This window comes from Pseudomonas sp. BLCC-B112 (genome assembly GCF_028550695.1).
Lineage (GTDB): Bacteria > Pseudomonadota > Gammaproteobacteria > Pseudomonadales > Pseudomonadaceae > Aquipseudomonas > Aquipseudomonas danubii.
In genome coordinates this window covers 47,954-72,238 of record NZ_JAQQGK010000014.1, presented here as the reverse complement: position 1 = coordinate 72,238, position 24,285 = coordinate 47,954, and the positions used below count along the sequence as shown (strand labels likewise).

The following is a 24,285-nucleotide window of genomic DNA, read 5'->3' as shown; positions in this document are numbered from 1 at the left end:
CTTTTGCTGACTGCCCTGCCCGCTAGTTCGCCCTGAGCTACGCTGCCACAGGCCAGGCGCGATACACCCAAGCGCCAAGACTCAATGCCAGAGTCCTGCCTGAGCCTGACCGCTCCAGATCTGCAGGCTTTCCTGCAGCGTATCGTCGACGCTGGTGCCACTGAGCAACACCTGATGCTCGGCAGTCGACGGCAGGCCCGCCAGGGCTTCCTTGGCCCTGTGCTTGAGCCGGGCCAGGGCCAGGCGCTTGTGCTCCAGGCGGACCTGACGGAAGAAGTCGTCCAGGGCCTCGATGCTGGTGCCGTCCAGATTCGGCGACTCCTCCAGGCTGAGAATGACCGTGTGAATCGGCGTCTGCACATGCCGGATCAGGTGCAAGGCACCGCCCAGGATGCGCTCGGCGTTGGCGAAGAACAGCGCCTCCCCCGGACGCAGAATCAGCACCCCCGGCACCTGCCGCGCCTGAGGGTGGCGGCTGAGGTCGACAAAATCATGTCCGCTGCCCAATTGACCGAGGATCTGGATATCCGCCGCCGACAACTGGCGCAGCATCAACAGAATGCTCACCCCTACCGAAAGCAGCAAACCATCCAGCACCCCCAGCACCAGCACCGCGGTGACCGCACAGATCACCAGCAACCGATCCCGGCGCCAGATGAAATAGCGCCCCAGCGGTTGCAGGCTCAGGCCATGGCCCAAGGCATAGATGACGATCGCCGCCAGCACCGGCTCCGGGGTCAGGGCGATATAGGGCAGCACCGTCAGAACGATGATCAGCATCACCGCAGCAGCGGTCAGCCCGGCCAGCCGCGAGCGGGCCCCGGCCGCTTCGTTGGCGGAAGTGGCCGAATAGCCGGCGCCGACGGGCATGCCATGGAACAGACCGGAGAGCAGATTGCCAGCGCCCAGGGCCAGCAGGTCGCGGTTGGACGAAACCCGGTCGCCATGCTTGAGCGCCAGGGAGCTGATCGAGCCATAGGACTCGGCATACAGGATCATCACCAGGGCAAACGCCAGTTCCCCCAGGCGCAGCCAGTCGGCAAAGGGCAGGTCCGGCAGGCTCGGCACCTGCAACTTGAGTTCGATCACCCCGATCAGGGCCACCCCATGAGCCGGCAGGTCGAGCCATTGCCCGGCGCCAATGCCGATCACCACCGCCACCAGCCCACCGGGCACGTAGGGAATCCGCGAACAGATCGCCAGCACCAGCAAGGCCAATGCCGCCACCGCCGCGCCGGCCCAGTTCCACTGCGGCCATTGCTCCAGCAACTGCGGCAGGAACCGCACCAGGTTGCCGGTGCTCAGGTGCACCCCGACCACGGTGGCGAACTGCTTGAGAATGATGGTCACCGCCAGGCCGAAGGCGAAGCCGCGCAGCACCGGCTTGGCAATGAACGCGGTGACGCCGCCGAGGCGAAACAGCCCCGCCAGGACGAAGAAGCCTCCGGTCAGCAGCACCAGGGCGAACGCCAGGTTCAGGCGCAGCTGCACGTCGCCCTCTGCCAGGGACAAGGTGGCAGCGGCCAGCACCGCCGCCGATGAGGACGTGGCCGAGACAATGGCGAAGCGGCTGCTGCCCAGTAGGCCGTAGCACAGCAACCCGGCGAACAGGGCAATGACCCCGGCCTGAGGCGGCAAGGCGGCAATACCGGAATAGGCCACAGCCTCGGGCAGCAACAGGCCGGCGATGGACAAGCCGGCCAGCAGGTCACGGCTGCGCTTGGGGACAACAGTTGGCTGGGTGAGGGGTTCAGTGGCCAATCGGGTTCGTCCGTGACAAGGCAAGATTCGAATTCAGAGGGTGTCGCCCAACGGCATCAACGCCTTTGGGCCAGATTGCAGCCCGTGTGACGGGAGTGGCCATTGACGGGTTCCGGGCAGCAATAAGAGCACCAGCTTAGCCCTTTATTCAAGGCAGCAAACGATCCTGATCAATGCCTTGAACGACAACGCCGCCGGTGCTGTGAGCACCGGCGGCGTTGGTTGTGTTGCCAGCAATCGCGTCAGGCTTGAGGGCCTGTCCGCCGGCAAGCCGGCTCCAGGCGGTGAGCGTCGCGCAGGTGTGGAATGCCGGCGAAGGCAGCCGCCAGCGCGTCGCACAAATCACGAAGCCAGGGAGTACACCAGGGCGGTAATGGCCACCAGGCCCACCAGGGTCACGAAGACGTTGGAGGCCTGGCCGCGATAGCGGGCCATGGCCGGCACTTTGCGAATGGCGTACATCGGCATCAGGAACAGGATCGCCGCGATCACCGGGCCACCCATGGTCTCGATCATCGTCAGGATGCTCGGGTTGAGGGTCGCCACGGCCCAGCAGATCACCAGCATGAAGGCAGCGGTAACCCGGTCCAGGGTTTTCGCCCCAGGACGCCGGCCGCTCTTGCCGATCAGGCCCTTGAGGCCTTCGCTGGCACCGATGTAGTGCCCCAGGAAGGACTTGGCGATGGCCACGAAGGCAATCAACGGTGCGGCGAAGGCGATGGTCGGATTCTGGAAGTGGTTGGCCAGGTAGGACAGGATCGACAGGTTCTGCGCCTTGGCTTCGGCCAGTTGCGCCGGGTTCAGGGTCAGCACACAGCTGAAGACGAAGAACAGCACCATGCCCACCATCAGCAGGTGGGCACGCGAGAGGATCTGCGAGCTGCGCTCTTGGGCATGCACGCCATAGCGGCGCTTCTGGTCCACGGCAAAGGCCGAGATGATCGGCGAGTGGTTGAACGAGAAGACCATCACCGGAATCGCCAGCCACAGGGTATGCAGGAAGGCCGAAGGCGCCGGGACATCGCTGACGGTGGCGAGGATGCCGCCATTCCAGTGCGGGATCAGGAACACCGCGAGGAACAGCAGGGCCACGATGAACGGATAGACCATCAGGCTCATGGCCTTGACGATCACCTGCTCGCCGCAACGCACCACCACCAGCAGGCCGAAGATCAGCACCAGGGCCAGGATCGCCCGCGGTGGCGGCGCGATGTGCAGTTGATTGGTCATGAAGCTGTCGACGGTGTTGGTCAGGGCCACGCTGTAGATCAGCAGGATCGGGAAGATCGCCAAAAAGTACAGCAAGGTGATCAGGGCACCGGCGGTGAGACCGAAATGCTCTTCCACCACGTCAGTGATGTCCGCACCGTCACGCCCGGAGAGCACAAAGCGGGTCAGGCCGCGGTGTGCATAGAAGGTCATGGGGAAGGCCAGCAGCGCCAGGATCAACAGCGGCCAGAAACCGCCGATGCCGGCATTGATGGGCAGAAACAGGGTACCGGCACCAATGGCAGTGCCAAACAGGCCCAGCATCCAGGTGGTGTCTTGGCGGTTCCAGCTACTCAGGGTCGCTGGGGTCGCCGTTTCAAAGCGTTGATCAACGCTGTTGGCCTGATCATTCATCCGGTGGGATCTCCACATTCCGGTCGTTTGCCATTCGATCAGGGCGCGTCGGAGTACCCGACAGACAGAGCCCCGACCGAAACAGAGGGGGCGCGATTGTCCGGGATTCCGCGAGCGCTGCATAGACTTAGCTGAGGAACGGTTTGTACGGTGCAGATTTATTTTTTTGCCGTGGCGAAGCGTCTGGCCCGGCCCTCTCCCGCCGTCCCCTGGCACCGGCTTGCCGGCGCAAGCGTCCGCGAAGGCGATGCACATCCCACGCACCTGTTCCTCGGCAAGCCGACGCGCGCTGGGCTGCGTTGACAAGATTCACGGCCAGGCGGCATGATCGGACCCCATGAATATCTACGCGCTCAACCCTACCTCTAGCACCACGACTGCCTACGGCGGGTCGTGTGGTAGCTGTGCGGGATGATGCAAGCACAGTAAAACCAAGGCCCCGCCAGCAATGGACGGGGCCTTTTGTTTCTCCGTCCCGCTGGCACTACAAGGAGAGACAAGATGCCTTTATCCAACGCCAAGCGTGCCCTGCTGGTCATCGACATGCAGGTCGGCCTGTTCAACGGACCGGACAAGCCCTACAAGCGCGAACAGACCCTGGAAAACATCAACCAACTGATCCGCCGCGCCCGCCAGGCCGGGGCGCCGATCTTCGCCGTGCGCCATACCGGCCCCGCCGAATCGCCGATTGCCGCCGGTAGCCCGCTCTGGCAACTGCTGCCGACCCTGGAAGTGGATGAAGAACTGGACTGCGTGCTGGACAAGACCCGCCCCAGTTGCTTTGTCGGCACCGGGCTGGCCGAGCGCCTGCAGGAAGCCCAGGTCAATGAGCTGGTGATCGTCGGCATGAAGACCCAGTACTGCGTCGATGCCACCTGCCGCGCCGCCGGCGACCTGGGCTTTGCCGCCGTGCTGGTGGAGGACGCCCATACCTGCATGGACACACCCGTGCTGGGGGCGAAGAAAATCATCGCCCACCATAACGCCACCCTCAACGGCCCCTTCGTGCGCCTGGCCACGACCGCCGATGTGACCTTCTGACCCCATAGTCCCCACACCGCCCCGGGCACGCCGAACATGGCGTGACTCCCCCGGGAACGGTGCCGGCGAGCATTGCCAAAATCCCTCGCAACCCGCACCCTTGAGCCTTCGTCCCCGCCTGTATGGAATCCTCCATGAGCGCCACCACGATCGCCGGCTGCATCCTCTACAGCCTCGACCCGCCGTCACTCGCCCGCTTCTATGCCGACCTGCTGGGCTGGCCCATCACCGAGCAACAGGCGGATTACCAGCAACTGATGCATCAGGGCTTCGAGCTGACACTGGTCCAGGTGCCTGCGGCGATTGCCGCGCGCATCGTCGTGCAGGAACCGCCACTGCCCCGTAGCGATGGCGCGTGCAAGCCGCTGTTCCAGGTTGCCGATCTGCAACAGGCCAGGCAACGGGCCGCCAGCGCCGGGGGCCGGTTGTACGAGGCCGAGCGCGAATGGTCATTCATGGGGGCGCAGGTCTGCGACGGCGTCGACCCGGAAGGCAACATCTTTCAATTGCGCCAGCCCTTGCCCCATTAACTGCTGAGGAACCGTCATGCGCGCCACCGTCCTGGTCCTGGTCGAGAACGTCAACGCCTACCTGCCCTTGCTCGAAGCGCTGGGCTTCAACCTGATCCTGGCCCCCACGCCCGCCGAACGGGCCCAGGCCATCAAGACCCACGCCCCACAGATCGACGCCGTGCTGACCCGAGGCCCTCTGGGGCTGACAGCGGCGGAAATCAACGCCCTGCCCCGGCTGCAGATCATCTGCGTGATCGGTGCCGGCTATGAGCAGGTGGACCTGCAAGCGGCGAGCAACCGCGGGATTGCCGTGACCAATGGCGCCGGGGTCAATGCCTCGTCGGTGGCCGATCATGCCCTCGCCCTGCTGCTGTCGCTGGTCCGAGGCATTCCCCAGTCAGATGCCGCCGTGCGCCAGGGGCAATGGCCAAAAGTCCTGCGCCCTTCCGTGGCGGGCATGCGCCTGGGCATCCTCGGGCTGGGCGCCGTGGGCAAGGCCATCGCCCGGCGTTGCGCCCTGGGTTTCGACATGACCGTGAGTTATCACAGCCGTCAGCCCCGGCCGGACCAGCCCTACCGCTTTTGCCCGACCCTGCTGGAGCTGGCCCGGGACTCGGATGCCCTGGTGATTGCCACCCCCGGCGGCGCCGACACCCGGCATCTGGTGGACCAGCCGGTGCTGGAAGCCCTTGGCGCCGAAGGTTTCCTGGTAAACATCGCCCGGGCCAGCGTGGTGGACACCAACGCCCTGCTGCAGGCCCTGAAACAGCGGCGGATTGCCGGCGCGGCCCTGGACGTGTTCGATGACGAACCGCAAGTGCCGGACGGTTTCAAGGGCCTGGACAATGTGGTGCTGACGCCCCACGTCGCCGGCCTTTCGCCCCAGGCCAGCCGCGACACCGTGGACATGGTCGGCCAGAACCTGCTGGCCCACTTCGAGGGCCGGCCCCTGCTGACCCCCCTTCCCCTGCCGGCACCGAACTGACCCATCCCCGAGTCAACGCCTATGCTCGTGGGGCGGACAACCTCTGGCCTGCATGGCTTGTGCAGGAGCTGGCTTGCCAGCGAAAGCCAGCGCCGATCATGACATCCTCTTCGCCGGTAAGCCGGCTCCTACGAGGGCTTGGTCTCACCGGGTCGTAGACATACGGGGGTAAATTCAAACGCTTGTATCAAAAGCAATGATTGTCCGGCAACACGCGCACCTATAAAGGCTCGCCGCGATTGTGAGGGGCCGGTAGGCGCATTAGATTAGTCAATAATCTCTGGCCTCCAGAATAAGCAGAAGGGATAAGCATGGCGCTTACAGACCAATCCACCCGTACTCGCCCCGGCGAGGAGCTCGATGCCAACCTGATCGATCCGTACCTCAAGGCGCATATTCCCGGCCTCAGCGGCACACCGCAAATCAGCCAGTTCCCGGGCGGTGCCTCGAACCTCACCTACTTGCTGGAGTACCCGGACCAGGAATTCGTCCTGCGCCGCCCGCCGTTTGGCCACAAGGCCAAGTCCGCCCATGACATGGGCCGCGAGTTCCGCATTCTCAATCAGCTCAGGGACGGTTTCCCCTACTGCCCCAAGGCCTATGTGCACTGCACCGACGAGTCGGTGATCGGCGCCGAGTTCTATGTCATGGAACGAGTCAAGGGCATCATCCTGCGCTCCGACCTGCCGGCGGAACTGGGCCTGGATGCCGGCAGGACCCAAGCCCTGTGCAAGAGTTTCATCGACCGCTTCGTCGAACTGCATCGGGTCGACTACAACGCCTGCGGCCTGGGCGACCTGGGCAAGCCTGAAGGCTATGTGCAGCGTCAGATCAAGGGCTGGAGCGAGCGCTACGAGAAAGCCCTGACCCCCGATGCGCCGCACTGGGAAACCGTGAAGGCCTGGCTCAACGACAAGATGCCCGCCGATCACCCAACCTCAAGCATCGTGCATAACGACTACCGCTTCGACAACGTCATCCTCGATCCCCACAACCCGATGCAGATCATCGGCGTGCTGGACTGGGAACTGACCACCCTGGGCGATCCGCTGATGGACCTGGGCAACACCCTGGCCTACTGGATCGAGGCCGCCGACCCGGCGCCAGTGCAACTGATGCGGCGCCAGCCGAGCAACGCCCCGGGCATGCTGACTCGCCAGGAATTCGTCGATTACTACGCCGAACGCTCGGGAATCGAAATCGGCAATTTCGACTTCTACTACACCTACGGCCTGTTCCGCCTGGCCGGCATCGTGCAGCAAATCTACTACCGCTTCTACCACGGCCAGACCCAGGACAAACGCTTCGCGCAGTTCATTCACATGAACAAACTGCTGGAGCAGATGAGCCTGCAGGTCATCGAAAAATCCAGCCTCTGACCGCGCCCTCGGCGCCCGACAGCCCAGCAAGGAAAAACCATGTCCAAGACTCAGTTGTTCGACCTCGACGGCAAGATCGCATTCGTCTCCGGCGCCAGCCGCGGTATCGGTGAAGCCATTGCCAAGCTCCTGGCCCAGCAAGGGGCCCACGTGATCGTGTCGAGCCGCAAGCTCGAAGGCTGCCAGCACGTGGCCGACGCCATCATCGCCGCCGGCGGCAAGGCCACGGCGATTGCCTGCCACATCGGCGAAATGGAGCAGATCAGCCAGGTCTTCGCCGGGATTCGCGAGCAGTTCGGCCGCCTCGACATCCTGGTCAACAACGCCGCCACCAACCCGCAATTCTGCAACGTCCTGGACACTGACCTGGGGGCCTTCCAGAAGACCGTCGACGTCAATATCCGCGGCTATTTCTTCATGTCGGTGGAAGCCGGCAAGCTGATGCGCGACAACGGCGGCGGTAGCATCATCAACGTCGCCTCGATCAATGGCATCTCGCCGGGGATCTTCCAGGGTATCTACTCGGTGACCAAGGCGGCGGTGATCAACATGACCAAGGTCTTCGCCAAGGAATGCGCACAGTTCGGCATCCGCTGTAACGCCTTGCTGCCGGGCCTGACCGACACCAAGTTTGCCTCGGCCCTGGTGAAGAACGACGCCATCCTCAAGACCGCCCTGGCGCAGATCCCCCTCAAGCGCGTGGCCGACCCGAGCGAAATGGCCGGCGCGGTGCTCTACCTGGCCAGCGACGCCTCCAGCTACACCACGGGCATTTCGCTGAACGTGGATGGCGGCTTCCTCTCCTGAGGCCCGCTTGCACCACCGAAAAGGCAGCCTCCGGGCTGCCTTTTTCATTTCCCTTGGCAGCGGGCTTGCCAGCGAACAGGACCTTGAACCCAGCGCAAGCCACAGGGGCCCTGTCGCCGGCAAGCCGGCTCCTACAGCGCCAGTCGAAATTTTAATTCCAGCAATTGCAATTAGAGAATTTTTATTCCATAACTAGCCCTTCCTAAAACAATAATTCTGCAGGTGCGGCTATGGATGAACTTGGCATTGGCTTGATCGGTACCGGCTTCATGGGCCGGGCCCACGCCCTGGCGTTTCGCAGTGTCAGCGCAGTGTTCGAACTGCCGGTGCGCCTGCACCTGGCGGCCCTGGCCGATGCCGATGCGCAGCGCGCCGAGCACTGTGCCGGGGCCTGGGGCTTCGCCCGGGCCCATAGCGACTGGCAAGGCTTGATCGCCGATCCCCGGGTCAATCTGGTGGCCATCACCACCCCCAACCATCTGCACTTCCCCATGGCCATGGCGGCCCTGGCGGCGGGCAAGGCGGTGTACTGTGAAAAACCCCTGGCCATCAGCGTCGAAGAGGCCCGGCAGATGCACCACGCCGCCCAAGCTGCCGGGCTGGTGACCCGGGTCGGTTACAACTATCAGCACAACCCGATGATCGCCCTGGCCCGGCAGTTGATCGGCCAGGGCGAGCTGGGGCAGTTGGTGAGTTTCCAGGGCGAGTTCAGCGAGGACTTCATGGCCGACCCGGATTCACCCTGGTCCTGGCGTTGCGACCCGCAGCACGCCGGCGGCGCCCTGGCCGACCTGGGCAGCCACCTGCTGGCCATGGCGCGCTTTCTCATGGGGCCGGTGCAGGCGGTGTGCGCCGATGTGCAGACGGTGCATCTGCAACGACCGACCCACGCCGGCAGCCAGGAACGGCGCCATATTGCCGTGGACGATCAGGCCCACGCCTTGTTGCGTTTCGCCAATGGTGCGCGGGGCACGTTGAGCAGCAGCTGGATCAAGCATGGCTACAAAAACCACCTGAGCTTCGAGATCAGCGGCACCCTGGGCACCCTCGCCTTCGACCAGGAACGGCTCAACGAACTGCGCCTGTACCGGGTCGGGCAGAGAGGCTTCCAGCACCTGCTGGCCGGACCGGACCTGCCCGGCTACGCCGCCTTCAGCCCGGCCCCCGGGCATCAACTGGGCTACAACGAACTCAAGACCCTGGAAGTGCATGAACTGATCATGGCCCTGTGCGGCCAGGGTCGGGACGGCACGGATTTCGCCGAGGCCTGGGAAATAGAGCGCCTGGCCGCAGCGATCCGCGCTGCCGCCCAGGAACAGCGCTGGGTCACCCTCCTGTAGCCGCTGCTGAGCCCGCGAAGCTGCGCAAAGGTCCGCAGGACCTTGCCTGACGATCGCCTGCCGAACCCGCAGCAACCTCAAGAACGCCGCGGCCCTAGCGGGCCGTTCGCAGCCTGCGGCAGCGGCTACAAGGGCAATGCCGCCAGGCGCGCGGCGAGGGCCTTGGCCTGCAGGGCGACGTCGGTGACGGCGGTGCTTTCCCACCACAGGCCGCGCAACGGCGGGCCCATGGCGAACAGGCGCTCGGATGCCTGGCCACGGGCGTTGTGCACGGCACCCTCTGCCGTGGCGCTGATGCCCAGGGCCAACGGCCCGGGGATGACCAGACCACGGGCCAGCAGTTGCTGCGGTAAAGGCCGGGCGACCCGGCGCCAGTCGTATTCAATGCCGCTGGAGTTGATCAGTGCGTCCCCCTCCAGGCGCTCGCTGTGCTCGGTGCCGCGATAACGCAGGCGGATCGTCAGGCGACCCTCCACCGAAGGTTCCAGTCCCTGGTAGGCCGCGGCATGAATGCGCAAGCGGCCCTCGGCGTGCAGGCGCGCCACCCGCTCGGCGCTCAAGGGCGGCGAGCGATGGTGGTGGCTCTCCCACCAGGGCCGCACATGCCGCACGAATTGGCGCTTCTGCGCCTCGCTGGCTTGGCTCCACAACCGGCCGATATGCACCCGCACCGTGTCCAGCGGCGCTTGCCAGTCGATGCCTTGAGCCTGGGCCTCGCGGCACTGGCGCCGCACCTCCCGCAGCAGTTGTCGCGGGCTGCGCAGCTTGAGGTCGGCGGCGAGAAAGTCCACCCAGGCCGGCGGCTGGCGGCGCACATGGGGCAGCAGGCCGTGCCGGGAAAACACCTTGATCGGCCCGCGATGCCCGGCCTGCTCCAGGGACACCACGGCGTCCACCATGGTCAGCCCGGAGCCGATGATCAGCACCGTCGCCTGCGGGTCGAGGCGGGCCATGGCAGCCACGTCCCAAGGGTCCAGGGCTGCGGCATTGAGGCCGCTGGACCGGGTTTGCGGTGTGCGCGCCGCCGGGAACATGCCGGTGGCCAGTACCGCCACACCACCGCGCAGCTGGCGGCCGTCCGCCAGCGTCAGGCAGACACCGTCACTGTCGGTTTCCAGGTCCACCGCTTCGCCGCGCACATGGCTCAGGCTGGAGCCCTGTTCCAGGCCCAGCTGCAGCGCCTCGGCCAGGCGTTGCTGCACATAGACGCCAAACAGCCCCCGAGGTGGAAACAGCTCGCTGACCGGCACCGACTGGCGGCCCGATTCGGGCCAGCCACCGCCGGCAATATGCTGGGTCAGCCAGTGGGTCAGGTCATCGGCATTGTCCGGATCGACGCTCATCCGTGCCGCGTTGCCGTTCAGGGTGTGCCCCGGCTCGACAGCGCTGTAGGCCTCGCCGCGACCCAGCTCGCTGCGGGGCTCGATCACTAGCATCCGCCGCCGCCCCGGCAGGCGCAGCAACTGCGCTGCCAGCAAGGCGCCACTGAGGCCGCCGCCGACAATCAGAATTTCAGCATCACGGGTGGCTGGGGTTGCCTGTCCGCAGTGGTTTTGGCTCATGGAATACTCACGCTCAGTGTTTGCCCAGGTAGAAGTCCTGCAGATCGCCCCGGGCCAGCAGTTGCTCGGCGGTGCCGGACAGGGCCACTCGGCCGGTGTCCAGCAGGCAGGCATGGGGAGCGTATTTGAGCGCCAGGTTAATGCTTTGCTCGGCGATCAGAAAGCTCACTACCGCCTCGCGATTAAGCTGGGCAACGATCTGAAAAATCTCCTGGACGATGATAGGCGCCAAGCCCATGGAAGGTTCATCCAGCAGTACCAAAGTAGGATGGGCGCGGTTGGCGTCATGCGCTGTTCCGTTTGAATTCGGCGACCCAGGCCGCAGTTGTAGGTTGAGTTGTGGCCTGGGGCGGCTGCCAGATGAACTTCAGGCGCCCCCCGCAGCCGGGGCAGCGAACGACAGCAGTGACGGGGGCCAGCCCGGGGCCAATCGGGGCAGTGATTGCAGGTCTGTTCGCTGGCAAGCCAGCCCCTACATGCAGGTCGGCGGCGTCTGTGCAGAAGCCGGCTTGCCGGCGAAGGCGCCGGCAAATCGGGCGCAGGTCTTGCGGGCCTCTTTGCCGGCAAGCCAGCTCCTACGAGAGGCGCGGGGTCAGGCGCTGGCGCGTTGCGGCTGAAGCCGGGTTGCGAGGTCGCGCCAGGCGCTGCCGGGGTGGTTCACCGGCAGCCGCGGGCCGGCGCCAAAGAGCTTCTCTCGCAGGGTGCCCGGTGCGTATTCGGTCTTGTAGACCCCGCGTTTCTGCAACTCGGGCACCAGCAACTCCACGGCATCGATAAAGGTTTCATGAGTCAGGGCGTAGGCCAGGTTGAAGCCGTCGACATCGGTCTCTTCCACCCACTCCTGGAGCAGGTCGGCCACGGTTTCCGGGCTGCCGACGAACAGTGGGCCAAAGCCGCCGATGCCGACCCAGTCCGCCAGCTCGTGGGGCGTCCAGACCTTGTTCGGGTCTGCGGTGGAGAAGGCTTCCACCGCAGACTGGATGGCGTTGGTGTGCACGTGTTTGAGGGGCTCGTCGGGCTTGAAGCGGCTGAAGTCGATGCCGGTCCAGCCGGAAATCAGCGCCATGGCGCCTTCGTAGCTGACCCAGGACTTCTATTCCTCGAACTTGGCCTTGGCCAGGGCATCGGTCTCGCCGAGGATCACCGTCTGCAGGTTGAAGATCAGGATCTTCGACGGGTCGCGCCCGGCTTCGGCCGCGCGGCGGCGGATGTCGGCCACGGTCTTTTTCAGCAGCACCTTGGACGGCGCGGCAACGAACACGCATTCGGCCTGTTCGGCGGCGAACTGCTTGCCGCGGCTGGACGCCCCGGCCTGGTACAGCACCGGAGTGCGTTGCGGTGACGGCTCGCACAGGTGAATCCCCGGCACCTGGAAGTGTTTGCCTGCGTGGCGGATCTCGTGGATCTTGCTTGGGTCGCTGAAGATCCGCCGCTCACGGTCACGCAGCACCGCACCCTCCTCCCAACTGCCTTCCCAGAGCTTGTAGCAGACCTCCAGGTATTCCTCGGCGTAGTCGTAGCGCGCATCGTGTTCGGTCTGGGCCTGCTGACCGATGTTCTTCGCCCCGCTCTCCAGGTAGGAGGTGACGATGTTCCAGCCGGCACGGCCCTTCGTCAGGTGATCCAGGGTCGAAAGGCGCCGGGCAAAGGGGTACGGATGCTCGAACGACAGCGAGGCGGTGAGGCCGAAGCCCAGATGCTCGGTGACCAGGGCCATGGGCGGAATCAATTGCAGCGGGTCGTTCACCGGCACCTGGGCCGCCTGGCGGATCGCCGCCTCGCCATTGCCGTTGTAGACGTCGTAGATGCCCAGCACATCGGCAATGAACAGCCCGTCGAACTTGCCCTTCTCAAGGATGCGCGCCAGATCGGTCCAGTACTCCAGGTCCTTGTACTGCCAGGAACGGTCCCGAGGATGGGCCCAGAGCCCCGGTGACTGGTGACCGACACAGTTCATGTCGAAGGCATTGAGGCGGATTTCACGGGACATCACACAGCACTCCTGAAACCTTGGGGCAGCACGCCATTGAGGCGGTAGTTGCCGATCAGTTGATACTTCCAGCGCAGCGGGTCTTGCAGGGCCTGTGGCTGCGGGGTGCGCTGGCCGGTGAGTTCGAATTCGGCGTTGCCGGCCGCCGCCAGGGCTTCGGCGGCGGCAATCGCCGCCTCGGCCAGGGCGATGGCGATCTCGGCCGGGTCCTTGCCCTCTTGCAGCCGGTACTGGGCCCGCTCCTGCAGGGCGGCGGCCACCTCGATGCGGATCTGCAGATCGCCAAAGCGGCTGATCACATACGGGTCGTCGCTGGCCTTGCTCAGGCCGCTGCCGGACCAGGGCCGGGCCTGGTCGCGAACGAACTCCAGGGTCCGCTGCAACAGGTCGCGGGCCCTTTGCAGTTGCTCGCCGATCGCGGCCAGGGCGGCCTGGGGGCTGTCGGGTTGGGTCAATGCGTTCATGGCGGTGTCCTTTCAGTTCCAGGCGTGACGGGGTGGCTTGACGCCGTTGAGCAGGAAGTTGCCGATCAGGTGGTATTTCCAGCGGGCCGGGTCGTGCAGGGTGTGGGTGCGAGCGTTGCGCCAGTGGCGGTCGAGGTTGTACTTGGCCGACACCGAGCGGGTGCCGGCCAGCTCGAACAGCTTGCTGGCGGCGAGCAAGGCGCTTTCCGCCGACAGCACTTTGGCCTGGGCCACCACCAGCGAGGCCTGGGCGACGCTGTCTTCGCTGGGGCTGGCCAGGGCCTGATCAACCGCCTCGGCGGCCTTGACCAGGATCGCCTCGGTGCCGTGCACCCGCCATTCCAGGTCACCGATGGCGGCCTGGGTAAAAGGGTCCTGCCAGCCGTGATCCAGGCCACTGTCGATCCACGGCCGGGACTGCCGGGCGTAATGCTTGGCGTCTTCCAGGGCGGCGACGGCGATGCCGGTGTCCACAGCGGCCTGGATGATCTGCGAGATCGGGCCGTCGGCGGTGGGTTGGTCGAAGGCCCGGTGGGCCGGGATCACCGCGCTGCGCGGCACTTGCACGGCCTTGAGGCTGACCCCGCCACTGGCGGTGGTGCGTTGGCCGAAGCCGTCCCAGCTGTCGATCACCGTGAGGCCGGGGTTGTCGCGCTCGATAAAGGCGATGTGCGCCTGATTGTGCTCATCCACCGCCACCGTCGGCACGATGTGGGCAAACAAGGCGCCGGTGCAGTAGAACTTCTCGCCGTCGACCTGCGCCTGCTCGCCGGTAAAGCGGATCTGGGTTTCAAAGGCACCGACGTGCTTGCTGCCGGCCTCGGAAAACGCGTTGCCAAAGCAGTAGCCCTGCAACACCTTGGCGAAGTAGTGCTGCTTCTGCTCTTCGCTGGCGGTCTGCAACAGAATGTCCACCACGCCGAGGTGGTTCTGTGGCAACTGGCCCAGGGAGGGATCGGCGGCGGAGATGAGCTTGATCACCTCGGCCAGGGTCACGTAGGACACCCCGGCGCCGCCGTAAGCCTGGGGAACGGTGATGCCCCACAGGCCGCTGGCAGAGAACTCGTCGAGTTCCGCCACCGGCAGGCGCCGTTCGCGGTCGCGTACCGCGGCCTCCACGGCAAAGCGCTGGGCCAGGGCCTGGGCCACGCTGATGGCCTCGGCATCGCTGCGGATGAGGTGGGCACTGGGTGAGGGTTGGGCTGGGGCTGTCATGGGCCGACTCCACGTCCTGAAGATCAAGATAAACACCGCTCGGGTGCTCGCTATCAGGACAATTGCAGGAGTCGTGCCTAAATATAAAATCCTTTTATTTCAACAGCTTGAAGATTACTTCGGAGAAAAGGCATCAACTGAAAACAGGCAGAATGTTCAACCGCTGTTGACTGGCCAACAGTGGCCGGCACGCCTGGGCAATCAGTACACCACGTTGCGCACGAAGCGCGTGGCCTGGGCGCCGTCATTGCGATAGCCGTGAGGCACATGACTGGCGAACATGAAGAAGTCGCCGCTTTCCAGGCGCCGCTCGGCGTCGCCGAAGAACAGCGTCAGGCAGCCCTCGACGACATAGATCTGCTCGCTCCAGCCGACGGTGTCGCACTCCGAGTGATAGACCTCGCCAGGCTCGAGCTGCCACTCCCAGAGTTCCACTTCACGGCTGGCCTCGGCCTTGGCCAGGAGCAGCGCCTTGCTCCCGGGGATGACGCCGGCCCAGGCCAGCTCGTTGATACGGCTCGGGTCTCGGGCATCCGGGGCCTGGATCAGGTCGCTGAAAGCCACGTTCAAGGCCTCGGCCACTCGGTCCAGGGTGCCGAGGCTGACGTTCTTCTCCCCGGCCTCGATGGCCACCAGCATCCGCCGACTGACGTCGGATTTTTCCGCCAGGGCGCTCTGGCTCAAGCCTGCGGCATGGCGCAGGCGTCGCACGTTGAGGCTGACATGTTGCAGGACCGAAGCCCGTTGGACGTTATCTTTGTGCACTATATTGCTCGCTCTCCGGGCCTGCGCAGTATACTGCCCAGCTTCCGGCGCATTGTGCGTCCCCCCTCAGGTAGCACGCAAGGCCATGACTTCAACGCCCTCCCGCGCAATGCGCTTCCCACTCAGCAGGGCCGAAGCGGTGCTGGTGCTGATCACCATGATCTGGGGCGGCACCTTCCTGCTGGTGCAGAAGGCCATGAGCGTCAGCGGTCCGATGTTCTTCGTCGGCCTGCGCTTTGCCGCGGCGGCGTGCATCGTCGCCCTGTTTTCACTGCGCCACCTGCGCGGGCTGACCCTGTTCGAGCTGCGTGCCGGGACCTTTATCGGCACCGCCATCATGCTCGGCTACGGCTTGCAGACGGTGGGCCTGCAAAGCATTCCCAGCAGCCAATCGGCGTTTATCACGGCCCTCTATGTACCTTTCGTTCCCCTGCTGCAATGGCTGTTCATGGGCAAGCGTCCGGGACTGCTGCCAAGCATCGGCATCATGCTGGCGTTTACCGGGTTGATGCTGCTGTCCGGCCCCAATGGCGCCTCGCTGGATTTCAGCCCCGGGGAGATCGCCACCCTGATCAGCACAGTGGCCATTGCCGCCGAAATCATTCTGATCAGCAGCTTCGCCGGGCAGGTGGATGTGCGCCGGGTCACGGTGGTGCAACTGGCGGTCACCTCACTGCTGGCCTTTGCCATGGTGCTACCGACCGGGGAAGCGTTGCCGGGGTTTTCCTGGCTGCTGCTGGCCAGTGCCCTGGGCCTGGGGGCAGCCAGTGCGGCGATCCAGGTGGCGATGAACTGGGCGCAGAAAAGCGTCTCGCCGACCCGCGCCACCCTGATCTATGCCGGTGAGCCGGTGTGGGCCGGGATTGTCGGGCGGATCGCCGGGGAACGCCTGCCCGCACTGGCGCTGCTGGGGGGAGCCCTGATCGTGCTGGCGGTGATCATCAGCGAATGGAAACCCAAGGGCCGGGCCGCGGATGCTGATCAAGCGCCATTGACCGGGCAGGCAGCGGACGGCCTGTAGGAGCCGGCTTGCCGGCGAAGGCGGTCTGACGGGCCTCTTCGCTGGCAAGCCAGCGCCTAGAGCGCGGGGTCGCCGGGGGCGTAGAGCCAGGTAGGGACGGTCAACGCCCCCTTGTGCTTGGGCTCCAGCAGCACCCGGTCACCCTCGGGCTCGCCGTGATAGTAGAAATAGGCGTGGTAGAGCACATGCCCCTCGGCAAAGGCGCGGTCGAAGTAGAGCACCGTGCCCGCTGGCAGCTGGTAGGTCCGATCATCCCCCATCGGGCCTTCGATGATCAGCGCCTGGCGGGTCTTGAGCATGTCGGGTCGGTCGAAATAATGCTCCACACCCACCCCCAACCCGGCGCCGAAGGCAGTGAACAGCAAGGCGAAACAGCCCCGTCGAAACAGCCGGCCCATGGCCGATCCTTTAATCATGTGCACCCTTGTCGATCCTTGTGGCGATTTGACCTGGGCAGGACCTTGGCCCTGCAGCGCCCGGTGAACGGGCGCATCAGGCATTTGTCTCCTACCTTTGAAAGCGTATGTAACATTTCTTTGGGGGGCCGGGCCGCGCATGGCGGTTGGTGATCCAGGGCCTGGCACGTATTATGCGTCATACTTTTCCGCAGATTAGAAGCCTATGTCCCTGATAGTTCTACTGCTTCTGCCATTCATAGGCAGCTGTCTGGCGGCCGTGCTGCCGCACAACGCACGTAACACCGAATCCCTGCTGGCCGGCCTGGTGGCACTCATTGGCACCGTCCAGGTGGCTTTGCTGTACCCGCAGATCGCCGATGGCGGGATTATCCGCGAGGAATATACCTGGCTGCCGAGCCTGGGCCTGAACTTCGTGCTGCGCCTGGACGGCTTCGCCTGGCTGTTCTCATTGCTGGTGCTGGGTATCGGCAGTCTGGTGGCGCTCTACGCGCGTTACTACATGTCGCCGCAAGACCCGGTGCCGCGCTTCTTCGCCTTCTTCCTGGCGTTCATGGGGGTCATGCTGGGCCTGGTGATTTCCGGCAACCTGATCCAGATGGTGTTCTTCTGGGAGCTCACCAGCCTCTTCTCCTTCTTGCTGATCGGCTATTGGCATCACCGCTCCGACGCCCGCCGTGGCGCCTACATGGCGCTGATGGTCACCGGCGCCGGGGGCTTGTGCCTGCTGGCGGGGGTCATGCTGCTCGGCCATGTGGTCGGCAGCTACGACCTGGATCAGGTGCTAGCTGCCGGAGACAAGATCCGCGCCCATGCGCTCTACCCGATCCTGTTGCCATTGATCCTGCTGGGCGCCCTGAGCAAGAGCGCGCAGTTCCCCTTCCACTTCTGGCTCCCCCACGCCATGGCCGCGCCGACGCCGGTCTCGGCCTACCTGCACTCGGCGACCATGGTCAAGGCCGGGGTGTTTCTCCTGGCCCGCCTGTGGCCGTCGCTGTCCGGTACGCAAGAATGGTTCTACATCGTCAGCGGCGCCGGGGCCTGCACCCTGGTGCTGGGCGCTTACTGCGCGATGTTCCAGAACGACCTCAAGGGCCTGCTGGCCTACTCCACTATCAGCCACCTGGGCCTGATCACCCTGCTGCTGGGCCTGAATAGCCCCCTGGCGGCGGTGGCGGCGGTGTTCCACATTCTCAACCACGCCACCTTCAAGGCGTCGCTGTTCATGGCCGCCGGGATCATCGACCACGAGAGCGGCAGCCGCGACATCCGCAAGCTCAATGGCCTGATCAAGCTGATGCCCTACACCGCGACCCTGGCCATGGTCGCCAGTGCCTCGATGGCCGGGGTGCCGCTGCTCAACGGCTTCCTGTCCAAGGAAATGTTCTTCGCCGAGACGGTGTTCATCAATTCCAGCGCCTGGGTGGAAATCGCCCTGCCGGTGATCGCCACCATCGCCGGGACCTTCAGCGTTGCCTACGCCCTGCGCTTTACCGTGGATGTGTTCCTCGGCGAACCGGCCACCGACCTGCCACACACGCCCCACGAGCCGCCACGCTGGATGCGTGCCCCGGTTGAACTGCTGGTGTTCACCTGCCTGCTGGTGGGGATCTTCCCGGCGCAGATCATTGGTCCACTGCTGGCCGCCGCCGCACGGCCGGTGGTGGGCGGCACCCTGCCCGAATACAGCCTGGCCATCTGGCACGGCCTCAATGCGCCGATGATCATGAGCCTGATCGCCATGTCCTGCGGCATCGTGCTTTACCTGTTGCTGCACAAACCGCTGGTGGCGGGGCGTTTCGCCTACCCGCCGGGAGTGGGCCGACTCAACGGCAAGCTGCTGTTCGAGCGCAGCCTGGTGGGCATGACCCGCCTGGCCCGGCGCCTGGAGCGGCGGCTGAGCACCAAGCGCCTGCAGACCCAGCTGTTTCTGCTGATTCTGGCGGCGGTGATCACCGGCCTGATTCCCATGCTCTACAGCCAGCTGACCTGGGGCGACCGGCCGAAGATCCCCGGCTCCATCGTCTTCGTGACCTTCTGGCTGCTGGCCATCGCCTGCGCCCTGGGCGCCGCCTGGCAGGCCAAGTACCACCGGCTGGCGGCCCTGACCATGGTCAGCGTCTGCGGGCTGATGACCTGCGTGACCTTCGTCTGGTTCTCGGCGCCGGACCTGGCCCTGACCCAGCTGGTGGTGGAGGTGGTGACCACGGTGCTGATCCTCCTCGGCCTGCGCTGGCTGCCACGGCGGATCGAGGATGTCTCGCCGCTGCCCAGCAGCGTGCCCAAGGCGCGCATCCGCCGCCTGCGCGACCTGAGCCTGTCGATCGCCGTCGGCCTGGGCATGGCCGTGCTGTCCTACGCCATGCTGACCCGCCCCACTCCCAACGATATTTCCTCGTTCTACCTCAGCCGTGCCTTGCCTGAAGGCGGCGGCACCAACGTGGTCAACGTGACCCTGGTGGACTTCCGCAGCTTCGACACCCTGGGCGAAATCACCGTGCTGGCAGCCGTGGCCCTGACCGTGTTCGCCCTGCTGCGACGCTTCCGCCCGCCCAAGGAAAGCATGCAATTGCCGGCGCAACAGCGCCTGCTGGCCCCGGACGTGGTCACCGACCTGGTCAACCCGCGCCAGGCCAGCGACACCGCCCTGGGCTTCATGATGGTGCCAGCGGTGCTGGTGCGCCTGCTGTTGCCGATTGCCCTGGTGGTGTCCTTCTACCTGTTCATGCGCGGGCACAACCTGCCGGGCGGCGGTTTCGTCGCCGGGCTGGTGATGTCGGTGGCCTTCATCCTCCAGTACATGGTGGCCGGCACCCAGTGGGTCGAGGCCCAGATGAGCCTGCGGCCGCTGCGCTGGATGGGCACCGGCTTGCTGTTCGCCCTGGCCACCGGCCTCGGCGCCCTGGCCTGGGGCTACCCGTTCCTCACCACCCACACGGTGCATGTGGACCTGCCGCTGTTCGGTGATATCCATATCGCCAGCGCCCTGTTCTTCGACATCGGCGTGTACGCGGTGGTGCTGGGCGCGACCCTGCTGATCCTCACCGCCCTGGCGCACCAGTCGGTGCGGGCCCATAAGCCGGCCAGCCAGTCCAAATCCCTGATCAAGAGCGGAGCCGCCTGATGGAAGAAGTCATCGCAATCGCCATTGGGGTCCTCGCCGCTTCCGGAGTCTGGCTGGTCCTGCGCCCGCGGACCTTCCAGGTGGTGATGGGCCTGTGCCTGCTGTCCTACGCGGTCAACCTGTTCATCTTCAGCATGGGCAGCCTGTTCATCGGCAAGGAACCCATCGTCAAGGACGGCGTGCCCCAGGACCTGCTGCACTACACCGACCCGTTGCCCCAGGCCCTGGTGCTCACCGCCATCGTCATCAGCTTCGCCATGACCGCGCTGTTTCTGGTGGTGCTCCTGGCGTCCCGGGGCCTGACCGGCACTGACCACGTCGACGGCCGGGAGCCCAAGGAATGAGTTCGTTGTCCCACCTGATCGTCGCCCCCATCCTCCTGCCGCTGCTGACGGCGGCCATCATGTTGCTGCTGGGGGAGAAACACCGCCCGCTCAAGGCGCGGATCAACCTGTTCTCCAGCCTGCTGGGGCTGGCCCTGGCGGCGTACCTGCTGTACTGGACCCAGGTCCAGGGCGCCACCGGCTCCTTCGGCGTGTACCTGCCGAGCAACTGGCAGGTGCCCTTCGGCATCGTGCTGGTGGTGGATCGCCTGTCGGCACTGATGATGGTGCTCACCGGGATCATCGGGGTCAGCGCGCTGCTGTTCGCCATGGCCCGCTGGGACGGCGCCGGGGCCAGCTTCCATGCGCTGTTCCAGATCCAGCTGATGGGCCTCTACGGCGCCTTCCTCACCGCAGACCTGTTCAACCTGTTCGTGTTCTTCGAGGTGCTGCTGGCGGCCTCCTACGGCCTGATGCTGCACGGCTCTGGACGGGCGCGGGTGTCGTCGGGGCTGCACTACATCACCATCAACCTGCTGGCTTCGTCGCTGTTCCTGATCGGCACGGCAATGATCTACGGGGTCACCGGGACCCTGAACATGGCCGACCTGGCGATGAAGATCCCCCTGGTGCCGGAAGCCGATCGCGGCCTGCTGCATGCCGGCACGGCGATCCTGGCCATCGCCTTCCTGGCCAAGGCCGGGATGTGGCCACTGAACTTCTGGCTGGTGCCGGCCTATTCCTCGGCCAGCGCCCCGGTGGCGGCGCTGTTCGCGATCATGACCAAGGTCGGGATCTACACCGTGCTGCGCCTGTGGACCCTGCTGTTCTCCGGGCAGGCCGGGGCCTCGGCCTACTTCGGCAACCAGTGGCTGATCTACGGCGGCCTGGCGACGATTTTCTGCGCCGCCCTGGCGATTCTTCCGGCCCAGCGCCTGGAGCGCATGGCCAGCCTGAGCATCCTGGTGTCGGCGGGCATCCTGATCGCGGTGATCGGCTTCGCCCAGCCGGCGCTCACCGGCGCGGCGCTGTTCTACCTGTTCAGCTCGACCCTGGCGCTGTGCGCGCTGTTCCTGCTGGCGGAGTTGATCGAGCGCTCGCGCTCGGCGGTGGAAGTGCCCCTGGAAGACGAAGGCGAAATCCTTCCGCGGCCCATGGAAACCCTTCCCCCGCCCCGGGGCAGCAACCTCGACGACGAACAGCAAGTGGTGGTCGGCCAGGTGATTCCCTGGACCATGGCCTTTCTCGGCCTGAGCTTCATTGCCTGCGCCCTGCTGATCATCGGCATGCCGCCGCTGTCGGGCTTTATCGGCAAGCTCAACCTGATCGCCGCCCTGCTCAACCCGACGGGCCTGGGAACCAGCAGCGACACGCCGATCCCGCTGGCGGGCTGGATTTTCCTGGTGCTGCTGATCCTCTCCGGCCTGGCCTCGCTGATCGCCTTTGCGCGCCTGGGCATCCAGCGTTTCTGGAGCCCGGAGGAGCGACCTTCACCGGTGTTGCGGCGTCTGGAATGCGTGCCGATCGTGGCGTTGCTGGGGCTCTGCGTGCTGCTCAGTTTCAAGGCCGAGCCGCTGCTGCGCTTCACCCAGTCCACCGCCGACAGCCTCAATCATCCGGAGCACTATGTGATGGCGGTACTGGGCACCCGCACCGTGCTCAGCCCTGAGTCCAAGGCCACCCAGGCGACGGAGGTGCAACCATGAAGCGTCTGTTCCCTGCCCCCTTCCTGTCCCTGGCGCTGTGGCTGCTGTGGCTGGTGCTGAACCTGTCCATCAGCCCCGGCAATCTGCTGCTGGGGGCCATCCTGGGCTTTCTCGCACCGCTGCTGATGCGCCCGCTGCGGCCGCTGCCGATCCGCATCCGCCGCCCCGGCACCATCCTGCGGCTGTTGCTGCGGGTAGGCTGCGATGTGCTGGTCTCCAACCTGATCGTGGCCTGGGGCGTGCTCAACAACGGGCGCCGGCCGGTGCGCTCGGCCTTCGTCAAGATCCCCCTGGACCTGCGCGACGCCAATGGCCTGGCGGCGCTGTCCACCATCACCACGGTGGTGCCGGGCACGGTCTGGTCCGAGCTGTCCCTGGACCGCAGCATCCTCTTGCTGCACGTCTTCGATCTGCAGGACGAAGGGCAATTCATCCAGCACTTCAAGGCGACCTACGAGCGCCCGCTGATGGAGATTTTCGAATGAGCGTGCTGTTGACCAACGCGATCCTGCTGAGCCTGTTCCTGTTTTCCCTGGCCATGGTCCTGACCCTGGTGCGCCTGTTCAAGGGCCCCTCGGCCCAGGACCGGGTCCTGGCCCTGGACTACCTGTACATCCTGGCGATGCTGATGATGCTGGTGCTGGGCATCCGCTACGCCAGTGACACCTACTTCGAGGCGGCGCTGCTGATTGCCCTGTTCGGCTTTGTCGGCTCCTTCGCCCTGGCCAAATTCCTTCTGCGCGGCGAGGTGATCGAATGAACAGCCTGGAACAACTGCCCCTCTGGGTGGAGGTCCTGGTGGCCGTGCTGCTGGTGATCAGCAGCGTCTTCGCCTTGATCGGTGCCTTGGGCATCCTGCGCATGAAGAGCTACTTCCAGCGCATGCACCCGCCGGCCCTGGCCTCAACCATGGGCTCCTGGACCGTGGCCCTGGCCTCGATCCTGTATTTTTCAGCGCTCAAGTCCGGGCCGGTGCTGCATGCCTGGCTGATTCCGATCCTGCTGTCGATCACGGTGCCGGTCACCACCCTGCTGCTGGCCCGCGCGGCGTTGTTCCGCAAGCGCATGGCCGGTGACGATGTGCCGGCAGAGGTCAGCAGCAAACGCAACGAAAGCGGCAACTGAGCACACCACCCCATGCAGGAGCCGGCTTGCCGGCCAAGAGGCCTTTGAGCCTTGCAGCGAATCGGCTGGCGCCTTCGCTGGCAAGCCAGCTCCTACACCAGCCAGCGCCCACAGTGGGCGGGCTTGCCCTTCAGGCCCAGGCCAGCACCAGCAATCCGGCACCCAGTACCACGCACAGCGGGGAATAGAACAGGGTGTCGAGACGGGCGAACTTCGAGTCGCGCACTTGCTTGAAGAAGCCAACCAGCTCGGAATCGCCAATAGCCCGGGCGAACATCAGCAAGGCAATGGCGCTGATCACCCATTGCAGGGACGGATGGGTCACGGTCGGAAGGTAGAGCCCAACCCGCAGGCAAACCAGCATCGCCACCAGCAACAGCCCCACCGCCACCAGCAAGGTGGCCAGGGCCGGAGGGTGAAAGGCCGGTTGGCTCTGCCCGGGAACCGGTCCCGGCACTTGGGGGATCACCGCGTCGCTGCCGCGCTTGCCACCGGCGGCCCAGTACAGATGGATCAGGCTGATGAACAGAAAAGTGCCGGACATCCCCTGAGCGAGCAGAAGATTCATGTTCAGACGTCCTTGTAAAAAAGTCGTAAAGAGAATGGACCCGATTGCTGGTTTTTGTAAGTACGTTCGTCGCCTTCGATGATAAAGTGCCGCCCCATGAAATTGACCCGTTCCGATCGCTCGCTCGTTGCCTGGATGCTTTATTGCTGCGTCCTGTTCAACGTGTTTGCCTGCAGCATCGGCCACGGGCAGATGCTCGGCATGCAGCTCAACGGCATCGGCGGGCAGTTCTGCAGCATCGATCCCAACACCCAAGCCCCCCTGCAACAGCCGGCTGACCAGGACTCCCTGCCCACCCTGTCCAAGGCCTTCGGTTGCCCGCTGTGCTCCACCGGCGGCATGGGCCCGGCACTGAACTCCAGCGTCACCCTGGCGCTGTTGCCCCAACCCCAGGCGCCGCCGCTGGCGCGCCAGCTTCAGACCCACCTCCCGGCCCGTTTCACCTGGCCTGCCGCCCATCCTCGGGCACCGCCCTACGCCTGATTCTTGCTCGTGCTCGACCCGCCCACTGCGCTGCTGCGCGGCGCGCTTTCGTGGGCCTTTTCCTAGTCAAGAATT

General features: G+C 65.2%; 21 protein-coding genes and 3 pseudogenes. 14 read left to right on the top strand and 10 right to left on the bottom strand.

Features of this window, described 5'->3' with window-relative positions; all coding sequences use genetic code 11:
* Positions 1-81: 81 nt before the first annotated feature.
* Together PQT43_RS28565 and PQT43_RS28560 are read right to left on the bottom strand one after the other, a co-directional pair.
* The gene (locus PQT43_RS28565; RefSeq protein ID WP_110653528.1) at positions 82-1,761 is read right to left on the bottom strand and encodes a SulP family inorganic anion transporter; all 1,680 of its coding nucleotides are present in this window, start codon (positions 1,759-1,761) and stop codon (positions 82-84) included.
* Between the two features lie 342 nt (positions 1,762-2,103).
* Complete coding sequence (locus PQT43_RS28560) at positions 2,104-3,384, bottom strand: serine/threonine transporter (RefSeq protein ID WP_102864482.1); 1,281 nt, start codon at positions 3,382-3,384, stop codon at positions 2,104-2,106.
* Between the two features lie 501 nt (positions 3,385-3,885).
* Between PQT43_RS28560 and PQT43_RS28555 the strand changes: the two genes are divergently transcribed.
* From PQT43_RS28555 to PQT43_RS28530, 6 genes are all read left to right on the top strand, one after another.
* Positions 3,886-4,425, top strand: a complete 540-nt coding sequence (locus PQT43_RS28555) for a cysteine hydrolase family protein (RefSeq protein WP_102879731.1) — start codon at positions 3,886-3,888, stop codon at positions 4,423-4,425.
* Positions 4,426-4,559: 134 nt separating this feature from the next.
* Positions 4,560-4,955: a VOC family protein gene (locus PQT43_RS28550; protein WP_253085728.1), complete on the top strand. Its 396-nt coding sequence runs from the start codon at positions 4,560-4,562 to the stop codon at positions 4,953-4,955.
* Positions 4,956-4,971: 16 nt separating this feature from the next.
* Positions 4,972-5,922, top strand: a complete 951-nt coding sequence (locus PQT43_RS28545) for a 2-hydroxyacid dehydrogenase (protein WP_253085729.1) — start codon at positions 4,972-4,974, stop codon at positions 5,920-5,922.
* Positions 5,923-6,233: 311 nt separating this feature from the next.
* A complete protein-coding gene (locus tag PQT43_RS28540) occupies positions 6,234-7,301 on the top strand; it encodes a phosphotransferase family protein (protein WP_110653615.1) in 1,068 nt (355 codons plus the stop codon).
* Between the two features lie 39 nt (positions 7,302-7,340).
* Positions 7,341-8,108, top strand: a complete 768-nt coding sequence (locus PQT43_RS28535) for an SDR family oxidoreductase (RefSeq protein ID WP_110653616.1) — start codon at positions 7,341-7,343, stop codon at positions 8,106-8,108.
* Between the two features lie 230 nt (positions 8,109-8,338).
* Positions 8,339-9,448 (top strand): Gfo/Idh/MocA family protein, encoded by a 1,110-nt coding sequence (locus PQT43_RS28530; RefSeq protein WP_253085730.1) that lies wholly within the window; start codon positions 8,339-8,341, stop codon positions 9,446-9,448.
* 125 nt (positions 9,449-9,573) lie between these two features.
* On the opposite strand, the gene PQT43_RS28525 is transcribed toward PQT43_RS28530, so the two are convergent.
* The 6 genes and pseudogenes from PQT43_RS28525 to PQT43_RS28500 all read right to left on the bottom strand — a co-directional run bounded on the left by PQT43_RS28525 (position 9,574) and on the right by PQT43_RS28500 (position 15,444).
* Entirely contained in the window at positions 9,574-11,010 is a 1,437-nt protein-coding gene (locus PQT43_RS28525) for an FAD/NAD(P)-binding protein (RefSeq protein WP_272755311.1), read from the bottom strand.
* 13 nt (positions 11,011-11,023) lie between these two features.
* Positions 11,024-11,278, bottom strand: a pseudogene (locus PQT43_RS28520) (ABC transporter ATP-binding protein); the annotation flags it as partial.
* Positions 11,279-11,602: 324 nt separating this feature from the next.
* Positions 11,603-13,000 (bottom strand): annotated as a pseudogene (locus tag PQT43_RS28515) (LLM class flavin-dependent oxidoreductase).
* Positions 13,000-13,464 carry an acyl-CoA dehydrogenase gene (locus tag PQT43_RS28510; RefSeq protein WP_170003268.1) on the bottom strand — a complete coding sequence of 155 codons (465 nt, stop codon included), beginning with the start codon at positions 13,462-13,464 and terminating at the stop codon, positions 13,000-13,002. Before PQT43_RS28510 ends, PQT43_RS28515 begins: the two are co-directional and overlap by 1 nt.
* A gap of 12 nt (positions 13,465-13,476) precedes the next feature.
* On the bottom strand, positions 13,477-14,679 hold the full coding sequence (locus PQT43_RS28505; RefSeq protein WP_272755310.1) for an SfnB family sulfur acquisition oxidoreductase: 1,203 nt from the start codon (positions 14,677-14,679) through the stop codon (positions 13,477-13,479).
* A 201-nt stretch (positions 14,680-14,880) separates the two neighbouring features.
* Positions 14,881-15,444 (bottom strand): helix-turn-helix domain-containing protein, encoded by a 564-nt coding sequence (locus tag PQT43_RS28500; RefSeq protein ID WP_102879741.1) that lies wholly within the window; start codon positions 15,442-15,444, stop codon positions 14,881-14,883.
* On the opposite strand from PQT43_RS28500, the pseudogene PQT43_RS28495 reads away from it, so the two are divergent.
* Positions 15,439-16,465 (top strand): annotated as a pseudogene (locus PQT43_RS28495) (DMT family transporter). The gene PQT43_RS28500 and the pseudogene PQT43_RS28495 sit on opposite strands and share 6 nt — an antisense overlap.
* 56 nt (positions 16,466-16,521) lie before the next feature.
* Here the strand turns inward: PQT43_RS28495 and PQT43_RS28490 are convergent.
* Positions 16,522-16,881, bottom strand: coding sequence for a hypothetical protein (locus PQT43_RS28490; RefSeq protein ID WP_272755307.1), 360 nt, complete (start codon positions 16,879-16,881; stop codon positions 16,522-16,524).
* 205 nt (positions 16,882-17,086) lie between these two features.
* Between PQT43_RS28490 and PQT43_RS28485 the strand changes: the two genes are divergently transcribed.
* Genes PQT43_RS28485 through PQT43_RS28460 form a run of 6 tightly spaced genes read left to right on the top strand, consistent with a single transcriptional unit; the run spans position 17,087 to position 23,159 of the window.
* Positions 17,087-20,005: a monovalent cation/H+ antiporter subunit A gene (locus PQT43_RS28485; protein ID WP_272755306.1), complete on the top strand. Its 2,919-nt coding sequence runs from the start codon at positions 17,087-17,089 to the stop codon at positions 20,003-20,005.
* Complete coding sequence (locus PQT43_RS28480; protein ID WP_011060906.1) at positions 20,005-20,349, top strand: Na+/H+ antiporter subunit C; 345 nt, start codon at positions 20,005-20,007, stop codon at positions 20,347-20,349. The genes PQT43_RS28485 and PQT43_RS28480 overlap by 1 nt, the downstream gene beginning before the upstream one ends.
* Positions 20,346-22,034, top strand: a complete 1,689-nt coding sequence (locus PQT43_RS28475) for a monovalent cation/H+ antiporter subunit D (protein WP_272755303.1) — start codon at positions 20,346-20,348, stop codon at positions 22,032-22,034. The genes PQT43_RS28480 and PQT43_RS28475 overlap by 4 nt, the downstream gene beginning before the upstream one ends.
* Positions 22,031-22,519: a Na+/H+ antiporter subunit E gene (locus tag PQT43_RS28470; RefSeq protein WP_102864464.1), complete on the top strand. Its 489-nt coding sequence runs from the start codon at positions 22,031-22,033 to the stop codon at positions 22,517-22,519. The genes PQT43_RS28475 and PQT43_RS28470 overlap by 4 nt, the downstream gene beginning before the upstream one ends.
* Positions 22,516-22,794, top strand: a complete 279-nt coding sequence (locus PQT43_RS28465; protein ID WP_016962858.1) for a K+/H+ antiporter subunit F — start codon at positions 22,516-22,518, stop codon at positions 22,792-22,794. The genes PQT43_RS28470 and PQT43_RS28465 overlap by 4 nt, the downstream gene beginning before the upstream one ends.
* Entirely contained in the window at positions 22,791-23,159 is a 369-nt protein-coding gene (locus PQT43_RS28460) for a Na+/H+ antiporter subunit G (RefSeq protein ID WP_102864463.1), read from the top strand. Before PQT43_RS28465 ends, PQT43_RS28460 begins: the two co-directional genes overlap by 4 nt.
* Positions 23,160-23,289: 130 nt before the next feature.
* On the opposite strand, the gene PQT43_RS28455 is transcribed toward PQT43_RS28460, so the two are convergent.
* Positions 23,290-23,727 (bottom strand): DUF3995 domain-containing protein, encoded by a 438-nt coding sequence (locus tag PQT43_RS28455; RefSeq protein ID WP_102864462.1) that lies wholly within the window; start codon positions 23,725-23,727, stop codon positions 23,290-23,292.
* A 96-nt stretch (positions 23,728-23,823) separates the two neighbouring features.
* Here PQT43_RS28455 and PQT43_RS28450 point away from each other — a divergent pair, with 96 nt between their 5' ends.
* Positions 23,824-24,210: a DUF2946 domain-containing protein gene (locus tag PQT43_RS28450; protein WP_170003274.1), complete on the top strand. Its 387-nt coding sequence runs from the start codon at positions 23,824-23,826 to the stop codon at positions 24,208-24,210.
* Positions 24,211-24,285 lie beyond the last annotated feature (75 nt).

Excerpts from the sequence above, each read along its gene's own strand:
- PQT43_RS28540 (WP_110653615.1), top strand. The coding sequence starts at position 6,234 with ATGGCGCTTACAGACCAATCCACCCGTACTCGCCCCGGCGAGGAGCTC.
- PQT43_RS28450 (WP_170003274.1), top strand. The coding sequence starts at position 23,824 with ATGAAATTGACCCGTTCCGATCGCTCGCTCGTTGCCTGGATGCTTTAT.
- PQT43_RS28550 (WP_253085728.1), top strand. The coding sequence starts at position 4,560 with ATGAGCGCCACCACGATCGCCGGCTGCATCCTCTACAGCCTCGACCCG.
- PQT43_RS28510 (WP_170003268.1), bottom strand. The coding sequence starts at position 13,464 with ATGAACGCATTGACCCAACCCGACAGCCCCCAGGCCGCCCTGGCCGCG.
- PQT43_RS28460 (WP_102864463.1), top strand. The coding sequence starts at position 22,791 with ATGAACAGCCTGGAACAACTGCCCCTCTGGGTGGAGGTCCTGGTGGCC.
- PQT43_RS28465 (WP_016962858.1), top strand. The coding sequence starts at position 22,516 with ATGAGCGTGCTGTTGACCAACGCGATCCTGCTGAGCCTGTTCCTGTTT.
- PQT43_RS28505 (WP_272755310.1), bottom strand. The coding sequence starts at position 14,679 with ATGACAGCCCCAGCCCAACCCTCACCCAGTGCCCACCTCATCCGCAGC.
- PQT43_RS28480 (WP_011060906.1), top strand. The coding sequence starts at position 20,005 with ATGGAAGAAGTCATCGCAATCGCCATTGGGGTCCTCGCCGCTTCCGGA.
- PQT43_RS28525 (WP_272755311.1), bottom strand. The coding sequence starts at position 11,010 with ATGAGCCAAAACCACTGCGGACAGGCAACCCCAGCCACCCGTGATGCT.
- PQT43_RS28535 (WP_110653616.1), top strand. The coding sequence starts at position 7,341 with ATGTCCAAGACTCAGTTGTTCGACCTCGACGGCAAGATCGCATTCGTC.
- PQT43_RS28470 (WP_102864464.1), top strand. The coding sequence starts at position 22,031 with ATGAAGCGTCTGTTCCCTGCCCCCTTCCTGTCCCTGGCGCTGTGGCTG.
- PQT43_RS28490 (WP_272755307.1), bottom strand. The coding sequence starts at position 16,881 with ATGATTAAAGGATCGGCCATGGGCCGGCTGTTTCGACGGGGCTGTTTC.
- PQT43_RS28485 (WP_272755306.1), top strand. The coding sequence starts at position 17,087 with ATGTCCCTGATAGTTCTACTGCTTCTGCCATTCATAGGCAGCTGTCTG.
- PQT43_RS28475 (WP_272755303.1), top strand. The coding sequence starts at position 20,346 with ATGAGTTCGTTGTCCCACCTGATCGTCGCCCCCATCCTCCTGCCGCTG.
- PQT43_RS28560 (WP_102864482.1), bottom strand. The coding sequence starts at position 3,384 with ATGAATGATCAGGCCAACAGCGTTGATCAACGCTTTGAAACGGCGACC.
- PQT43_RS28555 (WP_102879731.1), top strand. The coding sequence starts at position 3,886 with ATGCCTTTATCCAACGCCAAGCGTGCCCTGCTGGTCATCGACATGCAG.
- PQT43_RS28455 (WP_102864462.1), bottom strand. The coding sequence starts at position 23,727 with ATGAATCTTCTGCTCGCTCAGGGGATGTCCGGCACTTTTCTGTTCATC.
- PQT43_RS28545 (WP_253085729.1), top strand. The coding sequence starts at position 4,972 with ATGCGCGCCACCGTCCTGGTCCTGGTCGAGAACGTCAACGCCTACCTG.
- PQT43_RS28530 (WP_253085730.1), top strand. The coding sequence starts at position 8,339 with ATGGATGAACTTGGCATTGGCTTGATCGGTACCGGCTTCATGGGCCGG.